Annotated in this window: 22 protein-coding genes; 5 read left to right on the top strand and 17 right to left on the bottom strand. The window is 64.6% G+C overall.

The genetic code is table 11. The features are described from left to right. Window position 1 precedes the first annotated feature (1 nt). The 7 genes from ybeY to tsaB all read right to left on the bottom strand — a co-directional run bounded on the left by ybeY (window position 2) and on the right by tsaB (window position 5,562). The gene (gene ybeY, locus NLM15_RS00185) at window positions 2-490 is read right to left on the bottom strand and encodes an rRNA maturation RNase YbeY (protein ID WP_254114652.1); all 489 of its coding nucleotides are present in this window, start codon (window positions 488-490) and stop codon (window positions 2-4) included. Between the two features lie 82 nt (window positions 491-572). After that, window positions 573-1,568 (bottom strand): PhoH family protein, encoded by a 996-nt coding sequence (locus NLM15_RS00180; protein ID WP_254114651.1) that lies wholly within the window; start codon window positions 1,566-1,568, stop codon window positions 573-575. 64 nt (window positions 1,569-1,632) lie between these two features. Then, window positions 1,633-3,021, bottom strand: a complete 1,389-nt coding sequence (gene miaB / locus NLM15_RS00175; RefSeq protein WP_254114650.1) for a tRNA (N6-isopentenyl adenosine(37)-C2)-methylthiotransferase MiaB — start codon at window positions 3,019-3,021, stop codon at window positions 1,633-1,635. A gap of 188 nt (window positions 3,022-3,209) precedes the next feature. Continuing rightward, complete coding sequence (locus NLM15_RS00170) at window positions 3,210-3,890, bottom strand: HAD family hydrolase (RefSeq protein WP_254114649.1); 681 nt, start codon at window positions 3,888-3,890, stop codon at window positions 3,210-3,212. Further along, entirely contained in the window at window positions 3,891-4,346 is a 456-nt protein-coding gene (locus tag NLM15_RS00165) for a Fur family transcriptional regulator (RefSeq protein WP_254114648.1), read from the bottom strand. A 38-nt stretch (window positions 4,347-4,384) separates the two neighbouring features. Then, window positions 4,385-4,870 carry a ribosomal protein S18-alanine N-acetyltransferase gene (gene rimI, locus NLM15_RS00160; protein ID WP_254114647.1) on the bottom strand — a complete coding sequence of 162 codons (486 nt, stop codon included), beginning with the start codon at window positions 4,868-4,870 and terminating at the stop codon, window positions 4,385-4,387. Further along, complete coding sequence (gene tsaB / locus NLM15_RS00155) at window positions 4,867-5,562, bottom strand: tRNA (adenosine(37)-N6)-threonylcarbamoyltransferase complex dimerization subunit type 1 TsaB (RefSeq protein WP_254114646.1); 696 nt, start codon at window positions 5,560-5,562, stop codon at window positions 4,867-4,869. Before tsaB ends, rimI begins: the two co-directional genes overlap by 4 nt. A gap of 345 nt (window positions 5,563-5,907) precedes the next feature. On the opposite strand from tsaB, the gene NLM15_RS00150 reads away from it, so the two are divergent. Continuing rightward, a complete protein-coding gene (locus tag NLM15_RS00150) occupies window positions 5,908-7,554 on the top strand; it encodes a PAS domain-containing methyl-accepting chemotaxis protein (protein WP_254114645.1) in 1,647 nt (548 codons plus the stop codon). Between the two features lie 129 nt (window positions 7,555-7,683). On the opposite strand, the gene NLM15_RS00145 is transcribed toward NLM15_RS00150, so the two are convergent. The 4 genes from NLM15_RS00145 to murJ form a co-directional block, all read right to left on the bottom strand. Next, complete coding sequence (locus NLM15_RS00145) at window positions 7,684-8,253, bottom strand: NifU family protein (RefSeq protein ID WP_254114644.1); 570 nt, start codon at window positions 8,251-8,253, stop codon at window positions 7,684-7,686. 300 nt (window positions 8,254-8,553) lie between these two features. After that, a complete protein-coding gene (locus tag NLM15_RS00140; RefSeq protein ID WP_254114643.1) occupies window positions 8,554-9,048 on the bottom strand; it encodes a universal stress protein in 495 nt (164 codons plus the stop codon). Window positions 9,049-9,156: 108 nt separating this feature from the next. Further along, entirely contained in the window at window positions 9,157-10,209 is a 1,053-nt protein-coding gene (trpS, locus tag NLM15_RS00135) for a tryptophan--tRNA ligase (protein ID WP_254114642.1), read from the bottom strand. Window positions 10,210-10,300: 91 nt separating this feature from the next. Then, complete coding sequence (murJ, locus tag NLM15_RS00130; protein ID WP_254114641.1) at window positions 10,301-11,833, bottom strand: murein biosynthesis integral membrane protein MurJ; 1,533 nt, start codon at window positions 11,831-11,833, stop codon at window positions 10,301-10,303. 124 nt (window positions 11,834-11,957) lie between these two features. On the opposite strand from murJ, the gene NLM15_RS00125 reads away from it, so the two are divergent. Continuing rightward, entirely contained in the window at window positions 11,958-12,959 is a 1,002-nt protein-coding gene (locus NLM15_RS00125) for an adenosine kinase (RefSeq protein ID WP_254114640.1), read from the top strand. A 138-nt stretch (window positions 12,960-13,097) separates the two neighbouring features. Here the strand turns inward: NLM15_RS00125 and NLM15_RS00120 are convergent, their stop codons facing one another. Both NLM15_RS00120 and NLM15_RS00115 read right to left on the bottom strand, forming a co-directional pair. Beyond that, complete coding sequence (locus NLM15_RS00120) at window positions 13,098-14,792, bottom strand: AMP-binding protein (RefSeq protein WP_254124112.1); 1,695 nt, start codon at window positions 14,790-14,792, stop codon at window positions 13,098-13,100. A gap of 120 nt (window positions 14,793-14,912) precedes the next feature. Further along, window positions 14,913-16,106, bottom strand: a complete 1,194-nt coding sequence (locus NLM15_RS00115) for a serine hydrolase (RefSeq protein ID WP_254114639.1) — start codon at window positions 16,104-16,106, stop codon at window positions 14,913-14,915. A 345-nt stretch (window positions 16,107-16,451) separates the two neighbouring features. Between NLM15_RS00115 and NLM15_RS00110 the strand changes: the two genes are divergently transcribed. Both NLM15_RS00110 and NLM15_RS00105 read left to right on the top strand, forming a co-directional pair. Next, the gene (locus NLM15_RS00110; protein ID WP_254114638.1) at window positions 16,452-16,772 is read left to right on the top strand and encodes a hypothetical protein; all 321 of its coding nucleotides are present in this window, start codon (window positions 16,452-16,454) and stop codon (window positions 16,770-16,772) included. 112 nt (window positions 16,773-16,884) lie between these two features. Continuing rightward, window positions 16,885-18,378: an NAD-dependent succinate-semialdehyde dehydrogenase gene (locus NLM15_RS00105; protein WP_254114637.1), complete on the top strand. Its 1,494-nt coding sequence runs from the start codon at window positions 16,885-16,887 to the stop codon at window positions 18,376-18,378. Between the two features lie 52 nt (window positions 18,379-18,430). Here the strand turns inward: NLM15_RS00105 and NLM15_RS00100 are convergent, their stop codons facing one another. From NLM15_RS00100 to NLM15_RS00085, 4 genes are all read right to left on the bottom strand, one after another. Beyond that, window positions 18,431-18,706 (bottom strand): hypothetical protein, encoded by a 276-nt coding sequence (locus NLM15_RS00100; RefSeq protein ID WP_254114636.1) that lies wholly within the window; start codon window positions 18,704-18,706, stop codon window positions 18,431-18,433. Between the two features lie 120 nt (window positions 18,707-18,826). Beyond that, entirely contained in the window at window positions 18,827-21,043 is a 2,217-nt protein-coding gene (locus NLM15_RS00095) for a SulP family inorganic anion transporter (protein WP_254114635.1), read from the bottom strand. Between the two features lie 337 nt (window positions 21,044-21,380). Next, the gene (locus NLM15_RS00090; protein ID WP_254114634.1) at window positions 21,381-22,295 is read right to left on the bottom strand and encodes a phosphoribosylaminoimidazolesuccinocarboxamide synthase; all 915 of its coding nucleotides are present in this window, start codon (window positions 22,293-22,295) and stop codon (window positions 21,381-21,383) included. 64 nt (window positions 22,296-22,359) lie between these two features. Next, complete coding sequence (locus NLM15_RS00085; protein ID WP_254114633.1) at window positions 22,360-23,277, bottom strand: pirin family protein; 918 nt, start codon at window positions 23,275-23,277, stop codon at window positions 22,360-22,362. A gap of 336 nt (window positions 23,278-23,613) precedes the next feature. Here NLM15_RS00085 and NLM15_RS00080 point away from each other — a divergent pair, with 336 nt between their 5' ends. After that, complete coding sequence (locus NLM15_RS00080) at window positions 23,614-24,675, top strand: helix-turn-helix domain-containing protein (protein WP_254114632.1); 1,062 nt, start codon at window positions 23,614-23,616, stop codon at window positions 24,673-24,675. Window positions 24,676-24,700: the final 25 nt, after the last annotated feature.

Genomic DNA, 24,700 nt, shown 5'->3' with positions numbered 1-24,700 from the left:
CTCAGTGCGTCCCTGCGCGGTCAGCATAGGGGTCGGGGATGCCGAGATGAGCCAGGATCTCGGTTTCCAGCGCTTCCATCTCCTCGGCGTCGTCGTCGTTCTCGTGGTCATAGCCGACCAGATGCAGGAAGCCGTGCACCGCGAGATGACTCAAATGATGATCGAACGGCTTGTGTTCCTCGTCAGCCTCGCGCCGCATGGTCTCGTAGGCGATCGCGATGTCGCCGAGCATGCGCGGTGCATCGCCGGGTTTCCATTCGCCCTCCGGCTGGAGCGCCGGAAACGACAGCACGTTGGTCGGCTTGTCGATGCCGCGCCAGTTGCTGTTCAGCGTGCGGATGCCGGCATCGTCGGTCAGCATCACAGCCACTTCGGCGTCGGCGACGTCCTCATCGACACTCTCGGCGGCGGCCGCCACCGCGCGCTGGATCACCGCTTCGGAATCAGGCTCGCGCTGCCAGCAATCGGCGACGACGAGGACCTCGGTCATGGGAAGGTTCGGATGTGACATCTTGTTTGTTCGGAACGAAAGGACGCCATATCCGCGTCCGTATGGTCCGGCTGTTGTCTCGTCAGGATTTACCGGCGGCCGGCCGCTGCGGCTGCCCTTCATAGGCAGAGACGATTCTTGCCACGAGTTCGTGGCGGATCACGTCCTCGGCCTTGAAATGAACTTGCGCAATGCCCTCGACGCCGCTCAGCAGACGCGTCGCCTCGGCCAGACCCGAGGTCTGGCCGTTCGGCAGGTCGATCTGGGAGGGATCGCCCGTCACGATCATGCGGCTGTTCTCGCCGAGACGGGTCAAAAACATCTTCATCTGCATCGACGTGGTGTTCTGCGCCTCGTCCAGGATGATGGCGGCGTTGGTCAGCGTGCGGCCGCGCATGAAGGCGAGCGGCGCGATCTCGATCTCGCCGGTCTGGAGCGCGCGCTCGACGATGCGCGCGTCCATCAGGTCGTAGAGCGCGTCGTAGATCGGGCGCAGATAGGGATCGACCTTCTCGCGGAGGTCGCCGGGCAAAAAGCCGAGCCGCTCGCCGGCTTCCACCGCCGGACGCGACAGGATGATCTTGTCGACTTCCTTGCGCTCGAACAGCTGCGCGGCATGGGCGACCGCGAGCCAGGTCTTGCCGGTGCCGGCGGGGCCGATGCCGAACACCAGCTCGTGGCGCTTCAGCGCGCGGATGTAGGAATCCTGCGCGGCGGTGCGGGCGCGCACCGGGCGCTTGCGCAGATTGATGCTGTCGAAGGTGGATTTGGCCGACTTGGCGTCGAATTCGAACAGCGAGCCCTGGGCGATCACGGCGCGGATCGCGCCTTCGACTTCACCCTGGTCGAGATCCTGCCCCTTCACGGCCTGCGCGTAGAGCGTCTCCAGCACGCGGCGCGCGGCGTCGCAGCCGTCGCGTGTGCCGCCGATGGTGATGTGGTTGCCCTTGGAGTCGACCACGACGCCGAGCCGCCGCTCGATCTGCGCGAGATGCTGGCCATAGGGGCCGACCAGCGCGGAAGCGGCGCGGTTGTCGTCGAAGTCGATGACGACCTGGGTCTCGGGCGGAACTTGCATGTCGCGGTCAAATTTGCGGCTGGGAGCGAACGAAGACGAATCCGATGCGCTTTTTGGCAAGGGTTCAGGCTCCAATGGCGATTTGCGATAAAGCGGGCCCGCGCGGCGTCACGAGCTCACCGAGAAAGCTGTAGCGCTCGAGACTGTCGATGCGCACCGGCAGGATTTGTCCGATGATGTCGGGCGAGGCCATCACATGCGCGGGCTGGAGGAAAGCAGTGCGGCCGACGATCTGGCCCTCCTTGCGGGCCGGACGCTCGAACAGCACATCGACCGTTGAGCCAATCGCAGCCTTGTTGAAGGCCGATTGCTGGCTGTCGATCAGTTCCTGGAGCCGCTCCAATCGCTGGTCCATCTCGGCGGGGGACACCGTCTCCTGCATATCCGCGGCCGGCGTTCCCGGCCGGGCGGAGTATTTGAACGAATATGCTGCAGCGTAGCCGATTTGCGTGACAAGCGCGAGGGTCGCGAGAAAATCTTGCTCGCTCTCGCCGGGGAAGCCGACGATAAAATCTGATGAAAAAGCAATATCTTGGCGCGCGGACCGGAAACGGTCGATGACAGCGAGATAATCATCGGCGGTATGTTTCCGGTTCATGGCGGCGAGAATCCGGTCCGAACCCGACTGCACTGGCAGGTGCACGAACGGCATCAGCTCGCCGAGGTCGCGATGCGCTGCAATCAAACTGTCATCGACGTCGCGGGGGTGGCTGGTCGAATAGCGCAGCCGCGCGATGCCGGGAATTTTCGCCAGATGCTCGAGCAGCCTGCCGAGCGGCCAGGCTTTTCCGTCAGGTCCTTCGCCATGATAGGCGTTGACGTTCTGCCCGATCAGCGTGAGCTCGCGCACGCCGTTGTCGGCGAGCCGCTTCACGTCGTCGACGATCTTGGCGACCGGCCGCGAGACTTCCGAACCACGCGTGTAAGGCACGACGCAGAAGGTGCAGAACTTGTCGCAGCCTTCCTGCACCGTGACGAAAGCGGAAATTCCGCGCGCGCGGATGGCGTCGGGCCTGGGCTGGGCCAGGAAGCCGAACTTGTCCGCCGCGGGAAACTCGGTCTCGATCGCGCGGCCTTCATTGCCGGCGCGCTTCAGCAGCTCGGGCAGATGATGATAGCTCTGCGGGCCGACCACGACGTCCACGACAGGCGCGCGGCGCACGATCTCCTCGCCTTCGGCCTGCGCCACGCAGCCCGCGACCGCGATCTGCATCGCCCGGCCGCCGCGCGCGGCCTCGTCCTTGGCGACGCGCAAGCGCCCGAGTTCGGAATAGACCTTCTCGGAGGCTTTTTCCCGGATATGGCAGGTGTTGAGGATGACGAGGTCGGCGTCCTCTGCGCTGGCCGTCTCCACGAATCCTTCCGGGGCCAGCGTGTCCACCATGCGCTGGGCATCGTAGACGTTCATCTGGCAGCCATATGATTTGATGTGCAGCTTGCGCGGCGGTGTCATGGAACCCGGAATTGAGGTGGAGGACGGCCCTCAAATATAGGCTGGAAGGGCGAAAATCCAGCGATCGGAGCCGTTTGGGCCTATTCCGGGGCCGGTGCCTGCGCAAAGTGCGGAATCCAGGGATTTTGGCACCAGATTCCGGGTTCACGCGCGTCGCGCGTGCCCCGGAATGACAAAAAGGGGTGGAATCAGCCCGCCAGGGCGTCGGCCTCGACGCGCCGGAGCAGCTCCGGCAGCTGCCGCATATCGTCGAACGTCAATCCGGCACCGGCGGCCCGCAGTCTCTCGGCGTGACCTGGTGGGCAGTGGCTGCCGCCATGAAAGCCCAGCACGGCCATCCCGGCGGCATGCGCGCCTGTTACCCCGGGGACGCTGTCCTCGATCACGAGGCACCGTTCCGGTGCGGCTTTCATCTGATCGGCGGCAAACAGAAACAGATCAGGCGCGGGCTTGCCGCGCGCGACCTGGCTTGCGGAAAAGATGTTGGGAGCGAGCAGGTCGTAGAGCCCGGCACACGTCAGGCCGTGAAGGATCTTCTCCGGTGTGCCGCTCGATGCAACGCATTTGGGCAAATCGATTGCGCCAATCGCCGCGGCGACATGGGTGATCGGCTGCAGGTCGCTGGCGTAGAATTGCAGCGTAGCCGCATTGACCTGCTGCTCCAGATCGTCGGGAAGATTGCGGCCGATCTCCTGTTCGACCATCCGCCGCGCGTCTTTCTCGGAGACGCCGAGGAAGCGCACCAGCACCTGCTCCGACGTGATCGGATAGCCGTGTCGCGTCAGCACATCCGCATGCGCGCGACAGGAGATCACCTCGCTGTCCACGAGCACGCCGTCGCAATCGAAGATGATGAGATCGATGGGCACTTAGTTTGTGGGCTTGTCGTCGTCGAGCGGAACGCAATAGAGCTCGAGCCGATGGTCGACCAGCTTGTAGCCGAGCTTGCGCGCGATCTCCGCCTGGAGCTTCTCGATCTCCTCGGAGGTGAACTCGATCACCTTGCCGTCGCGCAGGTTGATGAGGTGGTCGTGATGGCTGTCGCGCATCGTCTCATAGCGCGCGCGGCCCTCGCGGAAATCATGGCGCTCGATGATGCCCGCATCCTCGAACAGCTTGACGGTGCGATACACGGTCGAGATCGAGATCTTGTCGTCGACGGCGACACAGCGCCGGTACAGTTCCTCGACGTCGGGATGATCGACCGATTCCGCCAGCACGCGAGCGATGACGCGGCGCTGCTCGGTCATGCGCATGCCGGTCGCGGCGCAGCGCGCCTCGATACCGGTCGCCTTGGATGCGGAAGAAGCTTTAAGTCCAGTCATAGGGTGTCCGCCTGAGGGGGCGCTTTCTGCCATCAATGTTACGACAAGTCACGTCGCATCAGAAGTGCGTTCAATTGTTCCCCGTTGGGCTGCTTATAGTAGCGTTCGCGGCGCCCGACCACCATGAATCCGGTCCGGTCGTAGAGCCGCCGCGCCGGCTGGTTGTTTTCCTCGACTTCGAGAAATATTGTGCGCACGCCGCGCCCTGCGAGGTGGCCGAGATGCGTCATCAGCAGCGTGCGGGAAAGGCCGCGGCCGCGGTAAGCCCGGTCGACCGCGATGGAGAGGATTTCCGCTTCGTCGGCGCCGATCCGGGAGACCGCGAAGCCAATCGTCTTGCGGCCGAGCCGCAACCGATGCACGAGCGTGTTGTGCTCGCCGATCATGCCCTCGAATTCGCCTTCGCCCCAGCCGCGGGCGAAGGATTGGCCGTGCAGCTGCGCCAGCCGCGCCGCGTCGCGCGTGGTTGCTGGCTCGACGGCGGCCGTGCCGCCGCGCCACCATTCCGAAAACCATCTCATCATGAGCTTGCGGCTTGCGCTGCGAGCGGCGGCAGAGCGGCCGGCTTGGCGTCGGGCGCCTTTAGATAGAACGGCCGCGCCGGATTTGTCTCGGGATCGGCCGCAGCTCCAAGCCACGCGACCCAGCCGATGTCCGGCGCGGGCTGCGCGTCGACCGCCACGGGTTGTGGACCATCCTTCGGCCAGCGATCGGCGAGGATCTTCGCGGCGTTGCCGACCAGATGCGGTGCGCCGAATCGCGAGGCCGCGATCGCCTCGTCGATTGGAACGACGCTCGGCCGCACCAGCTGGCTGCCGTCGCCGGCCACGATCTGGAAGTAGACGTGATCGTGCCGCGCGTCGATCGCCGAGATCACCGGCGCCGTTCCGCTCTGGCCGACGACGGTGGCGGCATAGGCCGATAACGTCGTCAGCCCGGCGGCGGGTCGTTTTGCCGCAAGCGCAAGGCCGCGCGCCGCCGAAATGCCGACCCTCAGGCCCGTGAAGCTGCCGGGACCAACGGTGACGGCGATGCGGTCGAGCGAGGTGAAGGCCAGATCGGCCGTTTGCATCACGCGCGCAATCATCGGCATCAGCGCTTCGGCGTGGCCGCGTTTCATCAGAAGCGATTCTTGCGCAAGCAGCTGGCCGGCGTCGGTGTCGAGAACGGCGGCAGCGCACGCCTCCAGCGCGGTATCGATGGCGAGGATCAGCATCGAATCAGCTTAGTCGGTTCCGCCGCGATCGAACCAGTCCAAGTTTGATTTCTCGACAGGCGCACCATTGGCCCCGTAATTCTACGTGAACGGGAACTGGCAAAAGCCTTCGCGCCCTCTTTTTGAAACAAATGCATCAGTTTGCAACCTGTGAGCTAGCTAAGTATTTGAAGTATTTCCATTTTAAGGAAAGGTTAGCAATCATCGGACACCTTTCGGGCGCGGAAGGCGCATTAGCGACGACCGGAACGAAGCATTCGAGCGGTCAAACCGCGCATCTTCCGGTCCTTTGGAAAGGTTTCTTTTATGTCTTTTTGGCGAAGCGGTTCTTCGGCCCGCGAAGCTATGGCCCAGGTCAGCGCACTTTCGAAGTCGCAGGCCGTGATCGAATTCGATCTCGACGGCACGATCCTCACCGCCAACCAGAACTTTCTGGCCGCGATGGGCTACCGGCTCGACGAGATCCAGGGCAAGCACCACAACATGTTCGTGACGCCGGACGAGCGGGGCAGCGCGGCCTATCGCGAGTTCTGGGCGCGCCTTGGCTGCGGCGAATATCAGTCCGCCGAGTACAAGCGGCTCGGCAAGGGCGGCCGCGAGATCTGGATCCAGGCGTCCTACAATCCGATCATCGACGAGGCCGGCAAGCCGGTGAAGGTCGTCAAGTTCGCCACCGACATCACCGCGCGCAAGATCCGCAGCCTTGAGGATGCCGGCAAGATCTCCGCGATCGGCCGCGCCCAGGCCGTGATCGAGTTCAATCTCGACGGCACCATCATCACCGCCAACGAGAATTTCCTGGCGACTGTCGGTTACCGGCTCGACGAGATCCAGGGTCAGCATCACCGAATGTTCGTTGCGCCTGGTGAGCGCGACAGCGCGGCCTATCGCGAGTTCTGGGCAAAGCTGGCCCGCGGCGAATTCCAGTCGGCCGAGTACAAGCGCATCGGCAAGGGCGGCAAGGAAGTCTGGATCCTCGCGTCCTACAATCCGATCCTCGACGAGGCCGGCAAGCCGTTCAAGGTGGTGAAGTTCGCCACCGACATCAGCGCGCAAAAGCTGTCGAACGCGAACTTTGCCGGGCAGATCGAGGCGATCGGCAAGTCGCAGGCCGTGATCGAGTTCGACATGGACGGAAAGGTGCTGACGGCCAACGAGAACTTCCTCGGCGCGCTCGGCTACACGCTGTCCGAGATCGTCGGCAAGCATCACAGCATGTTCGTGGGCGCTGACGAGCGCGACGGCGAAGCCTATCGCGCCTTCTGGGCGAGGCTGAATGCCGGCGAATTCCAGTCCGGCGAATATCAGCGCGTCGGCAAGGGCGGCCGGCAAGTCTTTATCCAGGCCTCCTACAATCCGATCCGCGATCTCAACGGCAAGCCATTCAAGGTCGTGAAATACGCCTCCGACACCACGGCGCAGGTGATCGCGCGCAAGCGCAGCGAGAAGGTGCGCAGCATGATGGAGTCGGTCGCCGCCGGCGCCGAGGAGCTCAACGCTTCGGTGCGCGAGATCGCGGAAGCCATGACGCGCTCGCGCGAGACCGCGTCGACCGCCGTCGATCGTGTCGAGATGGCGGACCAGCAGGCGCACCGGCTGACCCAGGCAGCGGAGTCGATGAGCATGATCGTGCAGCTCATCGGCAACATCACCGGCCAGATCAATCTGCTGGCGCTGAACGCCACCATCGAATCCGCGCGCGCCGGCGAAGCCGGTCGCGGTTTTGCGGTGGTCGCATCGGAGGTGAAGAATCTCGCCAATCAGGCCAAGCAGGCCGCCGACCGGATCGAGCAGGAGATCAGCAATCTCAACGGCATCTCGGTCGATGTCGTCGCCGCGCTGGAGCAGATCAAGGGCGCGATCCAGGGTGTCAGCGAGTACGTCTCGTCAACGGCCGCTGCGGTCGAGGAGCAGAGCACGGTGACAAACGAGATGTCGGCGAGCATGCGCAAGGCGGCGGAAGAGGCGGCCAGCATCGGTCAGGCTGCGTAGATCTCGTAGGGTGGATTAGCCGAAGGCGTAATCCACCTCTTTAATGTCCACGCGGATAGACCAGTGGTGGGTTACGGCGAGCAGACGCGCTTCGCGCATCTGCTCGTCTAACCCACCCTACTGCACCTTTTACATCGGCCGGACTTCGACCACGTCAGGCACGAAGTGCTTGAGCAAATTCTGGATGCCGTGCTGGAGCGTCGCGGTCGACGACGGGCAGCCGGAGCAGGCACCCTTCATGTTGAGATAGACGACGCCGTCCTTGAAGCCGCGGAAGGTGATGTCGCCGCCGTCATTGGCGACCGCCGGCCGCACGCGGGTCTCGATCAGATCCTTGATCATGTCGACGGTCTCGGCATCGGACTCGTCGAAGAATTCGTCCTCGTCGTCGAATTCGACTTCGCTGGTGGCTACACCGTCGGCGAGCAGCGGCGCGCCGGACATGTAGTGCTCCATGATGGCGCCGAGGATCGCGGGCTTGAGCTGCTGCCATTCACCGTTCGCCTTGGTCACGGTGATGAAATCCGACCCATAGAACACGCCGGTGACGCCGGGCACGTCGAACAGCTTTTCGGCGAGCGGCGAGCGCGTGGCCGATTCTCGGCTCGAAAATTCCATCGGGCTGCCGTCGACCACGACGCGGCCGGGAATGAACTTCAGCGTGGCGGGATTGGGGGTGGCTTCGGTTTGAATGAACATGGTTTTCTCCAGACGTCGCCGGTTCAAGGCCGGCGCGTGCCCTATCCACTAGCAGATGGCGACGGCGAACGCACGATCAAGGGGCGGAGTGGCTGTTTCGTTGTTATATCAGCGGGTTAGGGCGCCGCTTACCCTCCCCTGGAGGGGGAGGGTCGATCGCGCGCAGCGCGAGCGGGGTGGGGTGATCTCTCAACACGGGCAGTGTTCTATGAGGAGAGACCGTCACCCCACCCCGTCTCTCATCTTCGCTGCGCTCAGATGTGAGCCGACCCTCCCCCTCCAGGGGAGGGTAAAAAGGAGTCACGACAGCGAATCCACGCTTCCGTCGCTCAGCGCCCCGGAAATGATCGTCACCGGCACCGGGAACGTGCCCAGCGCCTGCGCGAGCAGCGAGACCAGCGGCCCCGGACCCTCCGCGCCGGGATTGGCGGCGAGCACCAGCATGGCGATGTCGGGGTCCTCGTCGATCACGGCGAGCAGTTGTTCCATCGCGTCACCTTCTCGGATCACCCGTTCCGGCGTGATCGCGGCGATGCCGTTGGCGCGGCCGGCGGCGCGGTCGAGCGCGGCTTCCGCCGCTTCTTGCGCTTCGGCGCGCATGATGTCGGCGACACCAAGCCATTCCTGGCTCTGTGCTTCGCTCTCGATGATGCGCAGCATGACCACGCCGCCGCCGGCGCGGATCGCCCAGCGGCTGGCGTAATAGACCGCGCGATCCCATTCGGCGGTGTCATCAACGATGACGAGGCATTTGGGCTTGTGCCCCGGCTCGAAGCAAAGTCGCTTGCTGGTCATGCATGTCCCGGCGTGTGCACGGTCGGCATGCTGCCACACTCCCCGATCGTTTGGGAGAGGGGCCTCGGCCGACGCTGTGGCGCCGGCCAGGCCTCGCAACCGCGGTACTTAGCGCCGGCGGATGAAGCCGACGATGTCCTTCGAGAGGTTCATGGTCTCTTCGGCGATGGCGCGGGCCCGGTCGGCGCCGTCGTTCAGGATGGCGTCGATATGGCCGGGGTCGGCGACGAGGCGCTTCATCTCGCCCGCGATCGGCGCGAGTTTCGTCACGCACAGCTCGACAAGCGAATTCTTGAAGCTGGAGAACTGGCCGCCGCCGAATTCGCGCAGCACGTCGGCCTTGGTGCGGCCGGAGAGCGCGGCGAAGATGCCGACGAGATTGTCGGCCTCGGGACGTGCCTCCAGGCCCTTCTCCTCGCTCGGCAACGGCTCCGGATCGGTCTTCGCCTTGCGGACCTTCTGCGCGATGGTGTCGGCGTCGTCGGTCAGGTTGATGCGCGAATTGTCGGAGGCATCCGACTTCGACATCTTCTTGGTGCCGTCGCGCAGGCTCATCACGCGCGTCGCCGGTCCCGTGATCAGTGGTTCCGGCAGCGGGAAGAACAGGCCGTCATTGGCGCCCTGGGCGCGAATGGAGTCGCCGAAATCATTGTTGAACTTCTGCGCGATGTCGCGCGAGAGCTCGAGATGCTGCTTCTGGTCCTCGCCGACCGGAACGTGGGTGGCGCGGTAGAGCAGGATGTCGGCGGCCATCAGCACGGGATAGTCGAACAGCCCGACCGACGCGTTCTCGCGGTCCTTGCCGGCCTTCTCCTTGAACTGGGTCATGCGGCCGAGCCAGCCCATACGCGCCACGCAGTTGAAGATCCAGGCGAGCTCGGCATGGCCCGAGACCTGGCTCTGGTTGAACACGATGTGCTTTTTCGGATCGATGCCGCTCGCGATGAACGCCGCGGTCACCTCGCGGGTGTTGCGCGCCAGCTCGACCGGTCCGCCCCAGACGTCCACGCCTTGCGTGATCGCGTGCATGTCGACGACGCAATAGATGCAGTTGTGGGTTTCCTGCATCTTCACGAAGTTGACGATCGCGCCGAGGTAATTGCCGAGGTGCAGATTGCCCGTCGGCTGGACGCCCGAAAAAACCCGTTCAACGAATGGCATGGCAGCTTTCCTGCAAGATACGGGGCGTCGTTTCCAACAGCGGCGCTGCCCCGTCAAGGGTAATTCGATAGGCTTGGCGGCCGAGGGCGGTCTAGGCCGGCCGTCTCAAGGCGTTAACCGCCTCACGCCAGGAGGCGGCGCCGAGAATTTGCAGGAGCAGGCCATAGACGGCGATTCCGGCCGCGATCTGCACGCCCAGCACGATGAAGCGGATCAGGCCATGTGCCTCGGCAGCCACGAGACCCCTCGTCAGCCAGAGCAGGGCGCCCATGGCGCTTGCGGCGAGCACGATCCGCGGCAGCCGGCTGCGGGCGGCCGTATCGACCGAGAAGCCGAACTCGCCGGTGCCCTTCCGGAGCAGCGAGAGTGCACTGCTCCAGGCGCCGGCCGCGATGCTGGCGGCGATCCCGCTTGCGCCGAAGACGTGTCCGAGCACGACGGCGAGCGCGACCGCGACCACGAATCCCTTGGCGGTGGCCAGCAGCGGCGTCATCGTGTCGCCGCGGGCAAAGTAGGCCGGCGACAAGGCCTTGATCAGCACGTGGGCCGGCAGCCCCAGCGCCAGCCACATCAGCGCGTGCGCGGTCGCCGCACTGTCCTCCGCACCGAAGGCGCCATGCTCGAACAACAGCCGCACGATCGGCTCGGCCAGCACGATCAGGCCGAGCGTCGCCGGCAGCGCCAGCCCGGTCGCGAGTTCCAGCGCACGCGACTCCGCATGCGCCACGGCGTCGCGGTCGCCGCTACCCACCGCGCGCGTCAGCTCCGGCACCAGCACCGTGCCCATGGCGACGCCGACGATGCCGAGCGGCAATTCGATCAGGCGGTTGGCGAAATAGAGCCAGGACACGGCGGAGGGCGTGGCGGAGGCGATGATCGCGCCGGCCACCATCAGCCATTGCGGCCCCGAGCTTGCGATCATGCCGGGAATGGCCTTGGCGAAGAAGCCGCGCATCTCCGTGTCGACGCTGACGCGCAGCGGCGTCGCAAGCCGCGCGCTTCGCTGCGACAGCAGCATCAGCAATTGCAGCAGACCGGCGACACCGACGGTGGCGGCCAGCATCCACGCGTCGAAGCTGGCATCGGCATGCCAGACAAGGAGCACGGCGATTGCGGCGATCAGGGCGATATTGAACAGCAGCGGCGAGAACGCGGTGAGCGCAAAGCGCCCTTGCGCGTTCAGCAGCCCCATCAGCACGGTGACGGGGCCGGCAAAGGCGAGATAAGGCAGCATCAGCCGCGCGTTCTGGACGGCGAGGTCGAGCGTGCCGCTGCCGAGAAACCCGGGCGCGATCACCGTGATGATCAGCGGCATCATCAGCGCAATGACGATCGAGATCGCAATCAGGGCCGCGCTGACCGTGCCGAGCACGCGCCCGGCGAACGCTGATGCGGCCGCCTCACCGTCGCGTTCACGGACGCGCAGCCAGGCCGGGATCAGCGCGGCATTCAGGGCCCCCTCGCTGAGCAGGCGGCGCACCACGTTGACCAGCTGAAAGGCTGCCAGGAACGCATCCGCCACGGCGCCGGTGCCGAGCAGCGCCGCGATCAGGGAATCGCGGGCAAAGCCCAGCAGCCGCGAGGCCAGTGTTCCCGTCGAGACGGTGAGGAAGGAGCGGATCATTGCCTGTAATAATACCGTTGCTTGCCCGCGAAGGGCCGGTCGTGATAGGCCGCGAGCCAGATTTCAGGCCGACAGGAAGCGGATTCTTGCGGCAATCGCAATCCGCCAAACAGGATCAAGGTGAATGGCTGACGTGAAATATGACGTTCTCGGGATCGGTAACGCGCTGTTCGACGTGCTGGTCAAGACCGATGAAGCCTTTTTGGGCAAGCACGGCATGACCAAGGGCAGCATGTCCCTGATCGACGAGGCCCGGGCCGCCGCCATCTACAAGGACATGGGCCCGGCGACGGAAGTCTCCGGCGGCTCGGCCGCCAACACCATCGTCGGCATCGGCAGCCTCGGCGCACGCGCGGCCTATGTCGGCAAGGTCAAGGACGACCAGATCGGCAAGCTCTATGTCCACGACATCCGCGCCGCCGGCGTCGCCTTCAACACGCCCGCCGCAAAGGACGGCCCCGCGACCGGCTGTTCCTACATCCTGGTCACGGGTGACGGCGAGCGCACCATGAACACCTATCTCGGCGCGGCGCAGGATCTGTCGCCGGCCGACATCGATCCGGCCGAGATCGCTGCTGCCGGCATCGTCTATCTCGAGGGCTATCTCTGGGACCCCAAGAACGCCAAGGATGCCTTCGTCAAGGCGGCCGAGATCGCCCATGGCGCGAAGCGCAAGGTGGCGCTGACGCTGTCGGATTCGTTCTGCGTCGACCGCTATCGCGACGAGTTTTTGGGGCTGATGCGTAACGGCACCGTCGACATCGTCTTCGCCAACGAATCCGAGTTGCATTCGCTCTACATGACCTCGGATTTCGACACCGCGCTGAAGCAGCTGCGCAACGACGTCAAGCTCGGCGTCGTCACCCGCAGCGAGAAGGGTTGCGTGGTGGTGACGCCGACCGACGCTGTCGCCGCGCCGGCCTCGCCGATCACGAAGCTGGTGGACACCACCGGCGCCGGTGATCTCTTCGCGGCCGGCTTCCTGTACGGCCTCGCGCGTAATCTCGCCCACAAGCAGTGCGGCGAGCTCGGCGCGCTCGCGGCCGCCGAAGTGATCCAGCACATCGGCGCACGTCCGCAAGTGTCGCTGAAAGAGCTCGCCCAGCAGCGCGGGCTGACGGTTTAACTCCGCTGTCGTCGCCCGGCTTGACCGGGCGACCCAGTATTCCAGAGACGCCTGTGGAATACGGAGAAGCCGCGGCGTACTGGATTCCCCGCCTTCGCGGGGAATGACAGTGTGCGTATGGCGAGAGCGCTCAGCACCTCACGCCGTCTTCGCAGCCTTCAACCCCAGACGTTGCTCCACCGCATCCCGCATCACGAATTTCTGGATCTTGCCGGTCACGGTCATCGGAAATTCGTCGACGAACTCGACATAGCGCGGGATCTTGTTGTGGGCGATCTGGCCCTGGCAGAAGGCGCGGACCTCCTCGGCCGTCAGTGTCTCGCCCGGCCTGACGCGGATCCAGGCGCAGAGCTCTTCACCGTAGCGCGTATCGGCAACACCAAAAATCTGCACGTCCTGAATCTTGGGGTGACGGTACAAGAATTCCTCGATCTCGCGCGGATAGAGGTTCTCGCCACCGCGGATCACCAGATCCTTGATGCGGCCGACGATGTTGCAATAGCCCTCGTCGTCGATGGTCGCGAGATCGCCGGTGTGCATCCAGCCGTAGGCATCCAGCACGTCCGACGTCTTTTCCTTCTCGTCCCAATAACCGAGCATGACGCTGTAGCCGCGCGTGCAGAGCTCGCCGCGTTCCCCACGCTTGACGATCCTGCCTTCGAGATCGACGACCTTGACCTCGACATGCGGATGAATCCGTCCCACCGTGGAGACGCGTCGTTCGAGCGGATCATCTGTCGCGCTCTGGAAGCTGACCGGGCTGGTTTCGGTCATGCCGTAGGCGATGGTGACCTCGCGCATGTTCATTTCGGTGTTGACGCGCTTCATCACCTCGATCGGGCAGGGCGCGCCCGCCATGATGCCGGTGCGCAGTGACGTCAGGTCGAACGTCTTGAATTCGGGATGATCGAGTTCCGCGATGAACATCGTCGGCACGCCGTACAGCGCGGTGCACTTCTCCTGTTCGATCGCCCGTAGCGTCGCGAGCGGATCAAAACCCTCGCCGGGATAGACCATCGTCGTGCCAAGCGTGACGGAGGCGAGGTTGCCCATCACCATGCCGAAGCAATGATAGAGCGGCACCGGAATGCAGATGCGATCCTGATCGGTCAGGCGCATCGCGCGGCCGGTGAAATAGCCGTTGTTGAGGATGTTGTGATGCGTCAGCGTCACGCCCTTCGGCGATCCCGTGGTGCCGCTGGTGAACTGGATGTTGACGGGATCGTCGAACTGCAGGGCGGCGCCGAGCGCTGCAAGCTGCTCCCGATGCTCGGCACCGCCCATGCGCGCGACCTCCTCGAAGGCGACAGTGCCTGATGCTGCCGGGCCGCCGATTTGAATCACCATCCGCAGGTCCGGCAATCGCGCCGCCTGCAACTGTCCGGGCTTTGCGCTTGCCAGCTCCGGCAGCAGCGTGTTGAGCATCTCCATGTAATTGCTGGTCTTGAACGCCGTCGCGGTGACGATCGCCGCGCAGCCGACTTTCTTCAGCGCGAATTCCAGCTCGCTGAGCCGGTAGGCGGGATTGATCGTCACCAGGATCAGGCCCGCCTTGGCGGCGGCGAACTGGGTCAGTGTCCATTCCGGCCGGTTCAGCGACCAGATGCCAATCCGCTGCCCGCGCTCGAGGCCGAGCGCGAGAAAGCCGGCGGCGAGCGCATCGACGCGCGCGGCGAATTCGGTCCAGGTCCATCTGACGGCGTGGCTGGGCGAGACCAGCGCCTCGCGCTTACCCCAGCGCCGCACGGCGTGGTCGAGGCTGCGACCAATGGTGTCGCCGAGCAGCGGCGTGTCCGAGATGCCGCAAACGTAGCTGTCGGCCTTGCCTGCCAGATCGTCCGCCAAGTTCGTCTCCTCAAAGCTGATGCCTCGTGCCTGAAGCCGATGGCTTTGGGCACGAGGTTATCGATTGTGGCCAAGGCGCGCGACGCCGCGCGCCTCATACTTAAGTGGCTAAGCCGCCTTCTTCCCGCTCCCTGCATCGAGCCCGGCATACACACCGCGCTCGAAGCCGGCGAACGTCTCCAGGCATTTCGCGTCGGCGAACGGCAGCAGCTGCATCAGGATCACGCCGGTGACGTCGCGCGCAGGGTCGATCCAGTAATAGGTGTTGGCAAGGCCCGCCCAGGCGAGGCTGTTCGGGCTGCGCCCTTCAGCGGTCTTGGCGGTGTTGATCATGAAGCTGAGGCCCCACTTCTTGACCTGCTCCGGATAGAGATCGACGTCGTTGGTGTACATCGGCGCGGCCGTGGTCAGCTTGCCCATGGTGAGATCGCCCATCTGGTTTTGCCCCATCATGGCGATCGTCTCTGATTTCAGCACCTGATTGCCGTTGCCGCGGCCCTTGTTCAGGATCATCTGGGTGAACTTGATGTAGTCGGCCGCGGTCGAATAGAGGCCGCCGCCACCCATGTGGAATTCCGGCTCCTGCTCGAGCTCGAACGGGATCGCGGCAAGCTGGCCGTCCTCGCCGCGCGCGTGCATGCCGACCAGGCGCTTGCGCATGTTGTCGGTGATCTTGAAAGCGGTTTCGCTCATGCCGAGCGGGGTGAACAGGTTATCGCGCAAATAAGCATCGAGCCGCTTGCCGCTGACGGCTTCCACCGCCTTGCCGACGAAATCGATATTGGTGCCGTATTCCCAGCGCGTGCCGGGATCAGTCATGACAGGCGTCTTCAGCGCCGCGTTCTGGCAGGTGGTGATGGCGGGGATGCCGGTCTTCTCCAGGTAGATCCCGAGATCGCCGTTCCACATGTTGTAGGCAAAGCCCGCGGTGTGGGTCAGGAGCTGGCGCAGCGTGATCGGCCCCTTCGCCGGCCGCAGCTTCGCCTCGCCCTTGGCATCGAAGCCTTCGAGCACCTGCGGCTTGGCGAGATCGGGCAGCAGCGAACCGATCGGCGCATCCAGCGACAGCTTGCCCTGCTCGACCAATTGCATCGCGCCCGCTGATGTCACAGCTTTCGTCATCGAGGCGATCCAGAACACGCTGTCGGCCGTCATCGGGTCTGGCTTCGACAGGTCGCGCTGGCCGAACGCGCCTTGGTAGATCACGTCGTTACCGCTGGCGGCGATCGCGACGACGCCGGGAATCTCTTTGGCGTCGCTCTTCTGGCGCAGAATCTCGTCGATCTGGGCTTTGCTTTGCATACGCGTTTCCTCTGGTTTAATTATTGTTGGAAGCGATTGATTGTCCTCCCGCACGCGCCGCGCGGCAAGCGCGTCCAGATGCCCGCACCGGTCGCGATGTCGTGACTTGACGGTCCGCGCCCCGCGCAGGACGAGAGGCGGCTGAACTGCAACACTCCGTCACAATCTGCGGTGGATGGCCGCAGCTCGCCGTGACCGCGGATGGGCTCTGGCGATATGTTTCGCGTGTTTGAAAGCACTTGAAACATTTTGTGCGTTGCGGCGTTTCAGCACGCGGCCCGATGGCCGACGTTAAGACTTGATGCAAATTTTGGCGGACACCGATCCGCCGCGAGGGGGCCTCAGATGATTTCGACCTGGAGTGAATGGAAGCGCTATCCCCGTCCCGGACGGGGCGACAATCTCGAGGCGCCGATTTCGCCCGGTATCTACGAGGTCCGCATCGCCGGCACCGGCGCGCTCTATTCGTTCGGCGCGGTCGACAATCTGGCGCAGGCGCTGGCGCTGCTGCCGGTCGGCTCGAAGAACTGGTTCGGCCGCCGCAACCCGTCCGACGTTCCCGATCTCGAATACCGGACCTGCGCGACGTCCTCGAAGGCCGACGCCAAGGCGGCCGCAGAACGGATGATCGGCCGGCGCGAGACCTACATGAGCGGCGCGGCGTAACCACGCCGTTCCCTGTTTAGCTGCCAGCAGATGTGCGTTGCGGGGCGGTGCATTGCGCCGGGTCTGCCCCTATATTCCGGGCCGATCCGATCGCGCCCTGAGGAGTGACGCTATGACCCCGACTGCCGCCGCACGCGCCCCGCAAGCCACGTCCAATCTGCGCGACCGGCTGAAGGACCCCTCGCTTCTCAAGGAGGCCTGCTACATCGACGGCGCCTGGGTCGGCTCGCCGGTCTTCGCCGTGAACAATCCCGCGACCGGCGTCGAGCTCGCGAAAGTTCCGCAGCTTGGTGCCGACGATACGACCAGGGCGGTCGAAGCTGCCGAGCGCGCCTTTCCGGCCTGGGCCAAGCACACCGCCAAGCAGCGCTCCAACATCCTGCGCAAATGGTTCGAGCTGATCATCGCCAATCGCGAGGACCTCGCGCTGATCCTCACCTCCGAGCAGGGCAAGCCGCTGTCCGAGGCGCTCGGCGAGGTCGACATCGGCGCGGCCTATATCGAGTTCTTTGCCGAAGAAGCCCGCCGCGTCTATGGCGAGACCATCCCGACGCAGCGACCCGATGCGCGGCTGCTCGCGATCAAGCAGCCGATCGGCGTCTGCGGCGCCATCACGCCGTGGAATTTCCCGAACTCGATGATCACGCGCAAGGTCTCACCGGCACTTGCCGCCGGCTGCACCGTGGTGCTGAAGCCCGCGAACGAAACGCCGCTGTCGGCGCTGGCGCTGGCCGTGCTCGCCGAGAAGGCGGGTATCCCCAAGGGCGTGCTCAACATCATCACCGGTGATGCGCCGCCGATCGGCAAGGTGCTGTGCGAGCACCCGGCGGTCCGCTTCGTCGGCTTCACCGGCTCGACCGCGGTCGGCAAGATCCTCTACCAGCAGGCCTCCGTCGGCGTGAAGCGGCTGGGCCTCGAGCTCGGCGGTAATGCGCCGTTCGTGGTGTTCGACGATGCCGACATCGATGCCGCGGTCGAGGGCGCGATCGTCTCGAAATACCGCAACATGGGTCAGACCTGCGTCTGCGCCAACCGCCTCTACGCCCAGGACAAGATCTACGACGAGTTCGTGCAGAAACTGTCGAAGAAGGTCGCGGCGATGAAGATCGGCGACGGCACCGAGAGCGGCGTCACGCAGGGCCCGCTGATCAACCTGAAGGCGGTCGACAAGGTCGAGCGGCACATCGCCGATGCCGTCAAGCGCGGTGCCAAAATCGTCACCGGCGGCAAGCGTAGCGAGCTCGGCCGCTCCTTCTTCGAGCCCACCGTGCTTGCCGACGTCAAGCCGGACTCGCTGGTGTCGCAGGAGGAAACTTTCGGGCCGCTCGCCCCGGTGATCCGCTTCAAGGACGAGGCCGACGTGGTCGCGATGTGCAACGCTTCGCCGTTCGGTCTTGCCTCCTACTTCTACTCCCGCGATCTCGGCCGCGTCTGGCGCGTCGCCGAGGCGCTGGAATCCGGCATGGTCGGCGTCAACACCGGCCTGATCACCACGGAAGTCGCACCCTTCGGCGGCGTCAAGGAAAGCGGCCTTGGCCGTGAAGGCTCGCGTCACGGCATGGAAGAATATGTCGAGATCAAATACGTGATGATGGCGGGGGTCTGACCGGCGATCGACGTCGCGCGCCGGCGATTTGAATTCGCCGGCGCGAATGGCATCAGCGGCACACGTAGGCGCCGTTCACATAGACGCGGACGCATGCTGCGCCGGCGGCTGCCGCACCTACGGCCGCTCCCCCTACGACCGCGCGTCGCGTGGTTCGACGTGCGACGCCGGCGACGCTCACGGGGGTTGCCGGCCGGCCAACCCTGGCTTCAGCGCTTGGAACGCCGAACGCGATGCCGGCGTCGTTTGACCAGTTGGTCGAGCCGAATATTCCACAGCCCAGAGCGGCTGCAACAAGTAGCATTCGCTTGGTGCCGACCAGCCTCATGGTGATCTCCCTCGTTGTTGTGTCAAAGCCGAGGTGATCAGCTTTCTTTTGTCGCTTGCTCCCGGTTTGATCTGGATCAATGGAGTCGAGATCGCAGCCCGGATGCAGCCAAGGGGGCGGTCACCGCCTCAACACCGCAATCGTCCTGTTTGCAAAGGTCAGCCGTTCGGCCATGACCGACACGAAGTAGGTCAGCAGCTTGTGGCTGAGTGCGGGGTCCTCGTTCCTGATGGCGTCGAACTGGTGCGTGTTGAGCACGTAGAGCACGCTGTCGACCTCGGCCTGGATGGTCGCGCTGCGCGGGGTGTTCGATACCAGGCCCATCTCGCCGATCGTGGTGTAGCGGCCGAGGCTGCGTACGCGCGTGGTGCGGTCGTCGTCGGCGGGGACCATGATACCGACACGGCCGTCGAGGATGAAATGCATGGAATCGGCGGGGGCGCCGGCGTGGACGATGATTTCGCCGGCCTCGACCTCGAGGCGCTGGCAGCGGTAAATCAGCGCGTCGGCGTCGGCCTCGCTCTCGAGTATCCCTGTGAACCAGTCGCGCAGGCTGGCTTCTTCCTGCACCCGCCCCTGATGCTGCGAGATGATCTCGTTCTCGCACCATTCGAGCGCATGATCGAGCTCGGGGATGATGGTGACGCCCTCGCCGACGAAGTCGCTGGAGCGCAGCACCTTCTCGGCCGCCGCCGACAGGTGCACCAGGATCAGCTCGACGCCGAGGTCATGCGCGCCGCGCTTGATCTGGGCGAAGCTGTAGGCGGCCGAGGAGTCGACGCCGGTCACGAGCTTGAAGTCGAACAGCAGGTAGCGGCACTCCGGGCGCTCCTGGAGCAGCTGCTTGACGTGCTGGTAGAGCCGGTTGGCGGAGCCGAAGAACAGGTAGCTCTGGAGGTTGAGGCCCTGGATATTGCCGCCATGCGCGAGCAGCACGTCCTGGTCGTCGCGCGAGCGGTCGAGCGAGGAGCGATATTCCGAGCCGTCGAAACTGTACTTGATCGCCTCCACCCGCGCGGCGCTGAACGCAAACGTCGCGCAGCCGATGATCACGCCGATCAGGATGCCCGGCACGAAGCCCCAGGTCACGATGATGACGATGATGGCGATCAGGGAGAGATATTCGAGCTTCGAAAGCCGCTTGCGCGACTCGATGATCCATTTGTGGAGCTGGTCGGCGCCGAGATAGAGCAGAAGGCCGCCGATGACGAATTTCGGGATGAAGCCGAGCAGCTCGGGCGCGACCGCAAGCATCAGCAGCGACAGTGCCGCGACCGTAAGGCCGGACAGGCGCCCGCGGCCACCGCTGGAGAAATTGAGGATCGAGCGGCTGATCGAGCTGCAGCCGGCATAGCCACCCAGCATGCCGGTCAGGATGTTGGCGACGCCGGTGACGTTCAGCTCGCGCTCCAGATTGGCCTCGCGATGCACGGCGACCTCGATGCCGGTGGTGTTAAACAGCGTGCTGGAGGCCGTGACGAAGATGACGGCAACCACGTTGCCGATCAGGTCCGGCACGGCAAACCAGGGATAGCCGGTGAGATCATCGGTGCGCCAGGGCAGCATGAAGACCGCCTGCGGCGGCGGCTGAAATGTCCAGCCCAGGGCGCGTGCATGATCGAATGAAACGCCGGTGATCCAGAAGGCCAGATGCGCCGTGAGCACGCCGCCGACCAGGATGATCGGAAGTCCGAACGGGCTGCGCGAGCGATGCCAGGTCAGGTACAACACTAGCGCCATCGCGCAGGCGGCGCCCAGCTCGAGCAACGTGGTGCCGTCAGTGAAGTGTTGCAGCGTCGTGAACTGCAGCGGGTAGTTGGTGATCACCCGGACCGCGCCCAGGGCGATGAGGAGTCCGGTGGCGCCGAGGAAGCCGCCGACGACGGGATAAGGCACGTAGCGGATGGCGCGGCCCAGCCGCGTCAGGCCCAGTCCGCAAAGCACCAATCCCGTCAGCACCGTCGACAGGCCGAGCGTGATGAGGACCGGCGAGAGCAGCGGCGCCGACAGGTTCGCGGTCTCGATGCGCTCGACCACCGAGGCCGCCAGGATTCCCGTCACCGCCGCGGTCGAGCTGTCGGGGGCACCAACAGCGAAGGGCAGGGAGCTGCCGAGCCCGATGACGACCGCAAGCACGGCGGAGCTGACGAAGGTCGCCGTGATGCCGTAGGACAGATAGGGCGACAGCGGACCCGCGAAAATCAGCAGCGAATAGGACAGTCCGAATGTGACGGTCAGGACGCTGGCGGCGCTTCCGCCCAGTATATCATTCAGCGCACGCTTGAGGGCCGGATTGAATCGAGGAGCCGGGCTGAAAGTAATTGCTGGATCGGTCACGCTGTTGCGCTCGCGCCTGAAAAAATGTCGTCCGAGACGTAGACGAGTACGGGCTTAGCGCAACAGGATTCTTGTAACTATGAGATATCCGACAGTTTCGCGATGAAGACCGCCGTTCACGACGTGTGAATGCTCAACCATATGGTGGAGGGAAAACCCGAAGTCTTGGCCACATGCTCCGCTGTCGTCCCTGCGAACGCAGGGACCCATAACCCCAGGAGTGGTTTGGCGAAGACTGGCCGTTCGGTACCTCTGCCATCCGCGATCGATAGATTCCGCGGTATGGGTCCCTGCTTTCGCAGGGACGACGAGGGGCGTGCGCCGCGAGCCGCCTTGCCTAAATCTTCAGCTCTTTCCCGGTCACCCGCCGATACGCTTCCAGATACCGCTTGCTGGTCGCATCCACCACGCTCGCCGGCAGAGGGGGCGGCGGGGCGTCGCCGTTCCAGCGGCCGGCGCGGCGCTCGACGTCGAGGTAGTCGCGCAAGGGCTGCTTGTCGAAGCTCGCCTGCGGCTGGCCGGGCTTGTAGGCATCGACGGCCCAGAAGCGCGAGGAGTCCGGCGTCATGACTTCGTCGATCAGGATGATGCGGCCGTCCTTGTCGCGGCCGAATTCGAACTTGGTGTCGGCGATGATGATGCCCTGCTCGCGGGCGAGCTCCTCGCCGAGCGTGTAGACCGCGCGCGTCATGCTCTCGAGCGTGTAGGCGACCTCGTCGCCGACGGCCTCGCGCATCTTCGCGATGGTGATGTTCTCGTCATGGCCGGTCTCGGCCTTGGTCGCCGGGCTGAAGATCGAGGGCTCCAGCTTCTCGCTCTCGACGAGGCCGGCCTTCAGCTTCTCGCCGGCGAGCGTGCCGCTGGCGGCATATTCTTTCCAGGCCGAGCCCGAGAGATAACCCCGGATGACGCACTCGATCGGGAATACGGTGGTGCGGCGCGACAGCATGGCGCGGCCGAGGATCTCGGCGCGGTGCGGCTTCAGGGCCGGCACGGCGGCAATGATCTCGTCGGTGTCGGCGCTGATCATGTGATGCGGCACCACGCCCTCGAGCTTGTTGAACCAGAACGCGCTGATTTGCGTCAGCACTGCGCCCTTCATCGGGATGGTCTCGCCCATCACGACGTCGAAGGCGCTGATGCGGTCGGTGGTGACGAGCAGCAGGCGGTCGTCGTCGACGGCGTAGATATCGCGCACCTTGCCGCGGCCGATCTTGGGCAGGGGCAGGTCGCTGGAGAGCATGGTGGTCATGGGGCAGGGCCTTCGGGAAGACAATCCGGCCGCACTGGATAGCGCGGCCGGACACCGGATTAGCCTATTCCGGCAGCGGAATGAACTCATGTTCCTGCGGAACCGCGGCGAAGCGGCCGGTTTTCCAGTCCTGCTTGGCCTGCTCGATCCGCTCCTTGCTGGAAGAGACGAAATTCCACCAGATGTGGCGCGGGCCCTCCAGCGCATCGCCGCCGAGAAACATCATCCGCGTGGGCCTCACGGCCTTCACGGTGATGCGGTCGCCGGGACGGAAGATCAGCAGTCGCGGCCCCTCATAGCGCTCGTTCGCGATCTCGACCTCGCCGTCGACGACATAGATCGCGCGCTCCTCATGATCGGGGTCGAGCGGTATGCTCGCGCCCGCGATCGCCGTGACCTCGGTGTAGAACCAGGGCGACACCATCGAAACAGGCGAGCTGATCCCGAAGGCGGAGCCCGCGATCACCCGCGCGGTGAAATCGCGCTCGGAGATCATCGGCAAATCGCCGGCGCCGTAGTGCTGGAACGACGGCGCAATCTCCTCGGATCCGGCCGGCAGCGCGATCCAGCTTTGCAGGCCGAGCATCTGCTGGCCCGAGGCGCGCTGTGCGTCCGGCGTGCGTTCGGAATGCGCGATGCCGCGCCCGGCCGTCATCAAATTCATCGCGCCGGGAGCGATCTCCTGGACATTGCCTTCGCTGTCGCGATGCATGATGGCGCCGTCGAACAGATAGGTGACGGTGGCAAGCCCGATATGCGGATGCGGCCGCACGTCCATGCCCTTGCCGGAGACGAACTGCACCGGGCCGAAATGATCGAAGAAGATGAAGGGCCCGACCATCTGCCGCTTGCCATGCGGCAGCGCGCGCCGCACCGCGAATCCGTCACCGAGATCGCGCGTGCGCGGCACGATGACGAGGTCGAGCGCATCGCAGGACATGGGATCGCCGAGCACGGGATCGTTCGAGGGCTGCCAGCTCATGGTCGGTTCCTTTCGCTTTCTTGAAGTCGATCGTAGCAGGATTACGCATCGCCGTCGCGACAAAGGACGGGGCTAGACGTTGTGGGGCGGCGGGGCAACATACTCCGCTGTCATCGCCCGCGAAGGCGGCCGATCCAGTACGCCGCAGCCCATCGGTTCAATCACAACTGTCTCGGACTACTGGATCGCCCGGTCCTAGTGCGCAATTGCGCACTGGCCGGGCGATGACGACTGAAAGTGAGGTGCCGCTAACCCTCGCATTAGGATGGTCCTTGAAAAAACAGTCCCAACGAACGATGTTCGGCTGATTTCAACCGTGCCCGACCGCATCGCCCGATGACACTTGCCGCAACCGAGCTCGCCTTTCGCGCCGCCAGCGTCGCGCTGCTGCTGGTGCTGGCGGCGTCGCTGTTACATGATTTTCGCAGCGTGCTGGCTGCCCGCCTCGGTGCCGCCTTCGTGCTGAGCTCGGTCGCGCACGCTGTGAGCTATTCGCTGGATGTCACGTCGCGGATCCCGCTCTGGCATGCGCCTCTGGTCGCGTTGTCGACCGGCACCATCGTGGTGTTCTGGCTGTTCACACGCGCCCTGTTCGACGACGAGTTTCGCCTCCGCTGGTGGCACGGTCTGATCTGGGCGCTGGTGGTGGCCTTCAGCTTCGCAGGCTGCGTCTGGATTGCCCCCAGCGGCCATGTGCGGTTCTCGGTGACGGTGGTCAATCTGATCGTGCTGGGTTTTATCGCGCTTGCGGTCGGACAGATGATCGCCTCCTGGCCGGCCGACCTGGTCGAGCGCCGCCGCCGCGTTCGTGTCTTCATCGTCTGCGCAATCGCGCTTTATGGCGGGCTGAATGCGGTGCTCCAGATCGCCGTCGTCGGCCAACACGTCGGCGCTGTCGCCGAAACCCTCAATGCCGGCGTGCTCGCCTGCACCGTCGCGGCGATCGTCTACGCCATGATGCGCGTTGATGGCGCAGATCTGTTTCCGGCCGCGGCGGAGCCCGCACCGCCGACTATTTTCAGTCAGCCTGCAGCCGATGATTCCGCCGATCAAAAGCTCATCGACGCCTTGATGCGGTTGATGGCGGACGAGCGAATCTATCGCCAGGAGAGCATCACCATCGGCGTATTGGCCACCCGGCTGAAAATTCCGGAATACCGGCTGCGCCGGCTGATCAACCAGCGGCTCGGTTACCGCAACTTCAATGTGTTCCTGAACAACCACCGGATCGAGGAAGCCAAGGCCGCGCTCGCCGACCCCGCCCAGGCCGAGGTCCCCGTCATCACCATTGCGATGGACGCGGGCTTCCAGTCGCTCGGTCCCTTCAACCGCGCCTTCAAGGCGGTGACGGGCGTAACGCCGACGGAATATCGGCGGCTGAACGCCGCTAGTCTTTAAGCCTCTGGAATATCGAGCTGATTTC

The organism is Bradyrhizobium sp. CCGB20, assembly GCF_024199855.1.
GTDB lineage: Bacteria > Pseudomonadota > Alphaproteobacteria > Rhizobiales > Xanthobacteraceae > Bradyrhizobium.
This window is presented reverse-complemented; position numbering and strand designations above follow the sequence as displayed.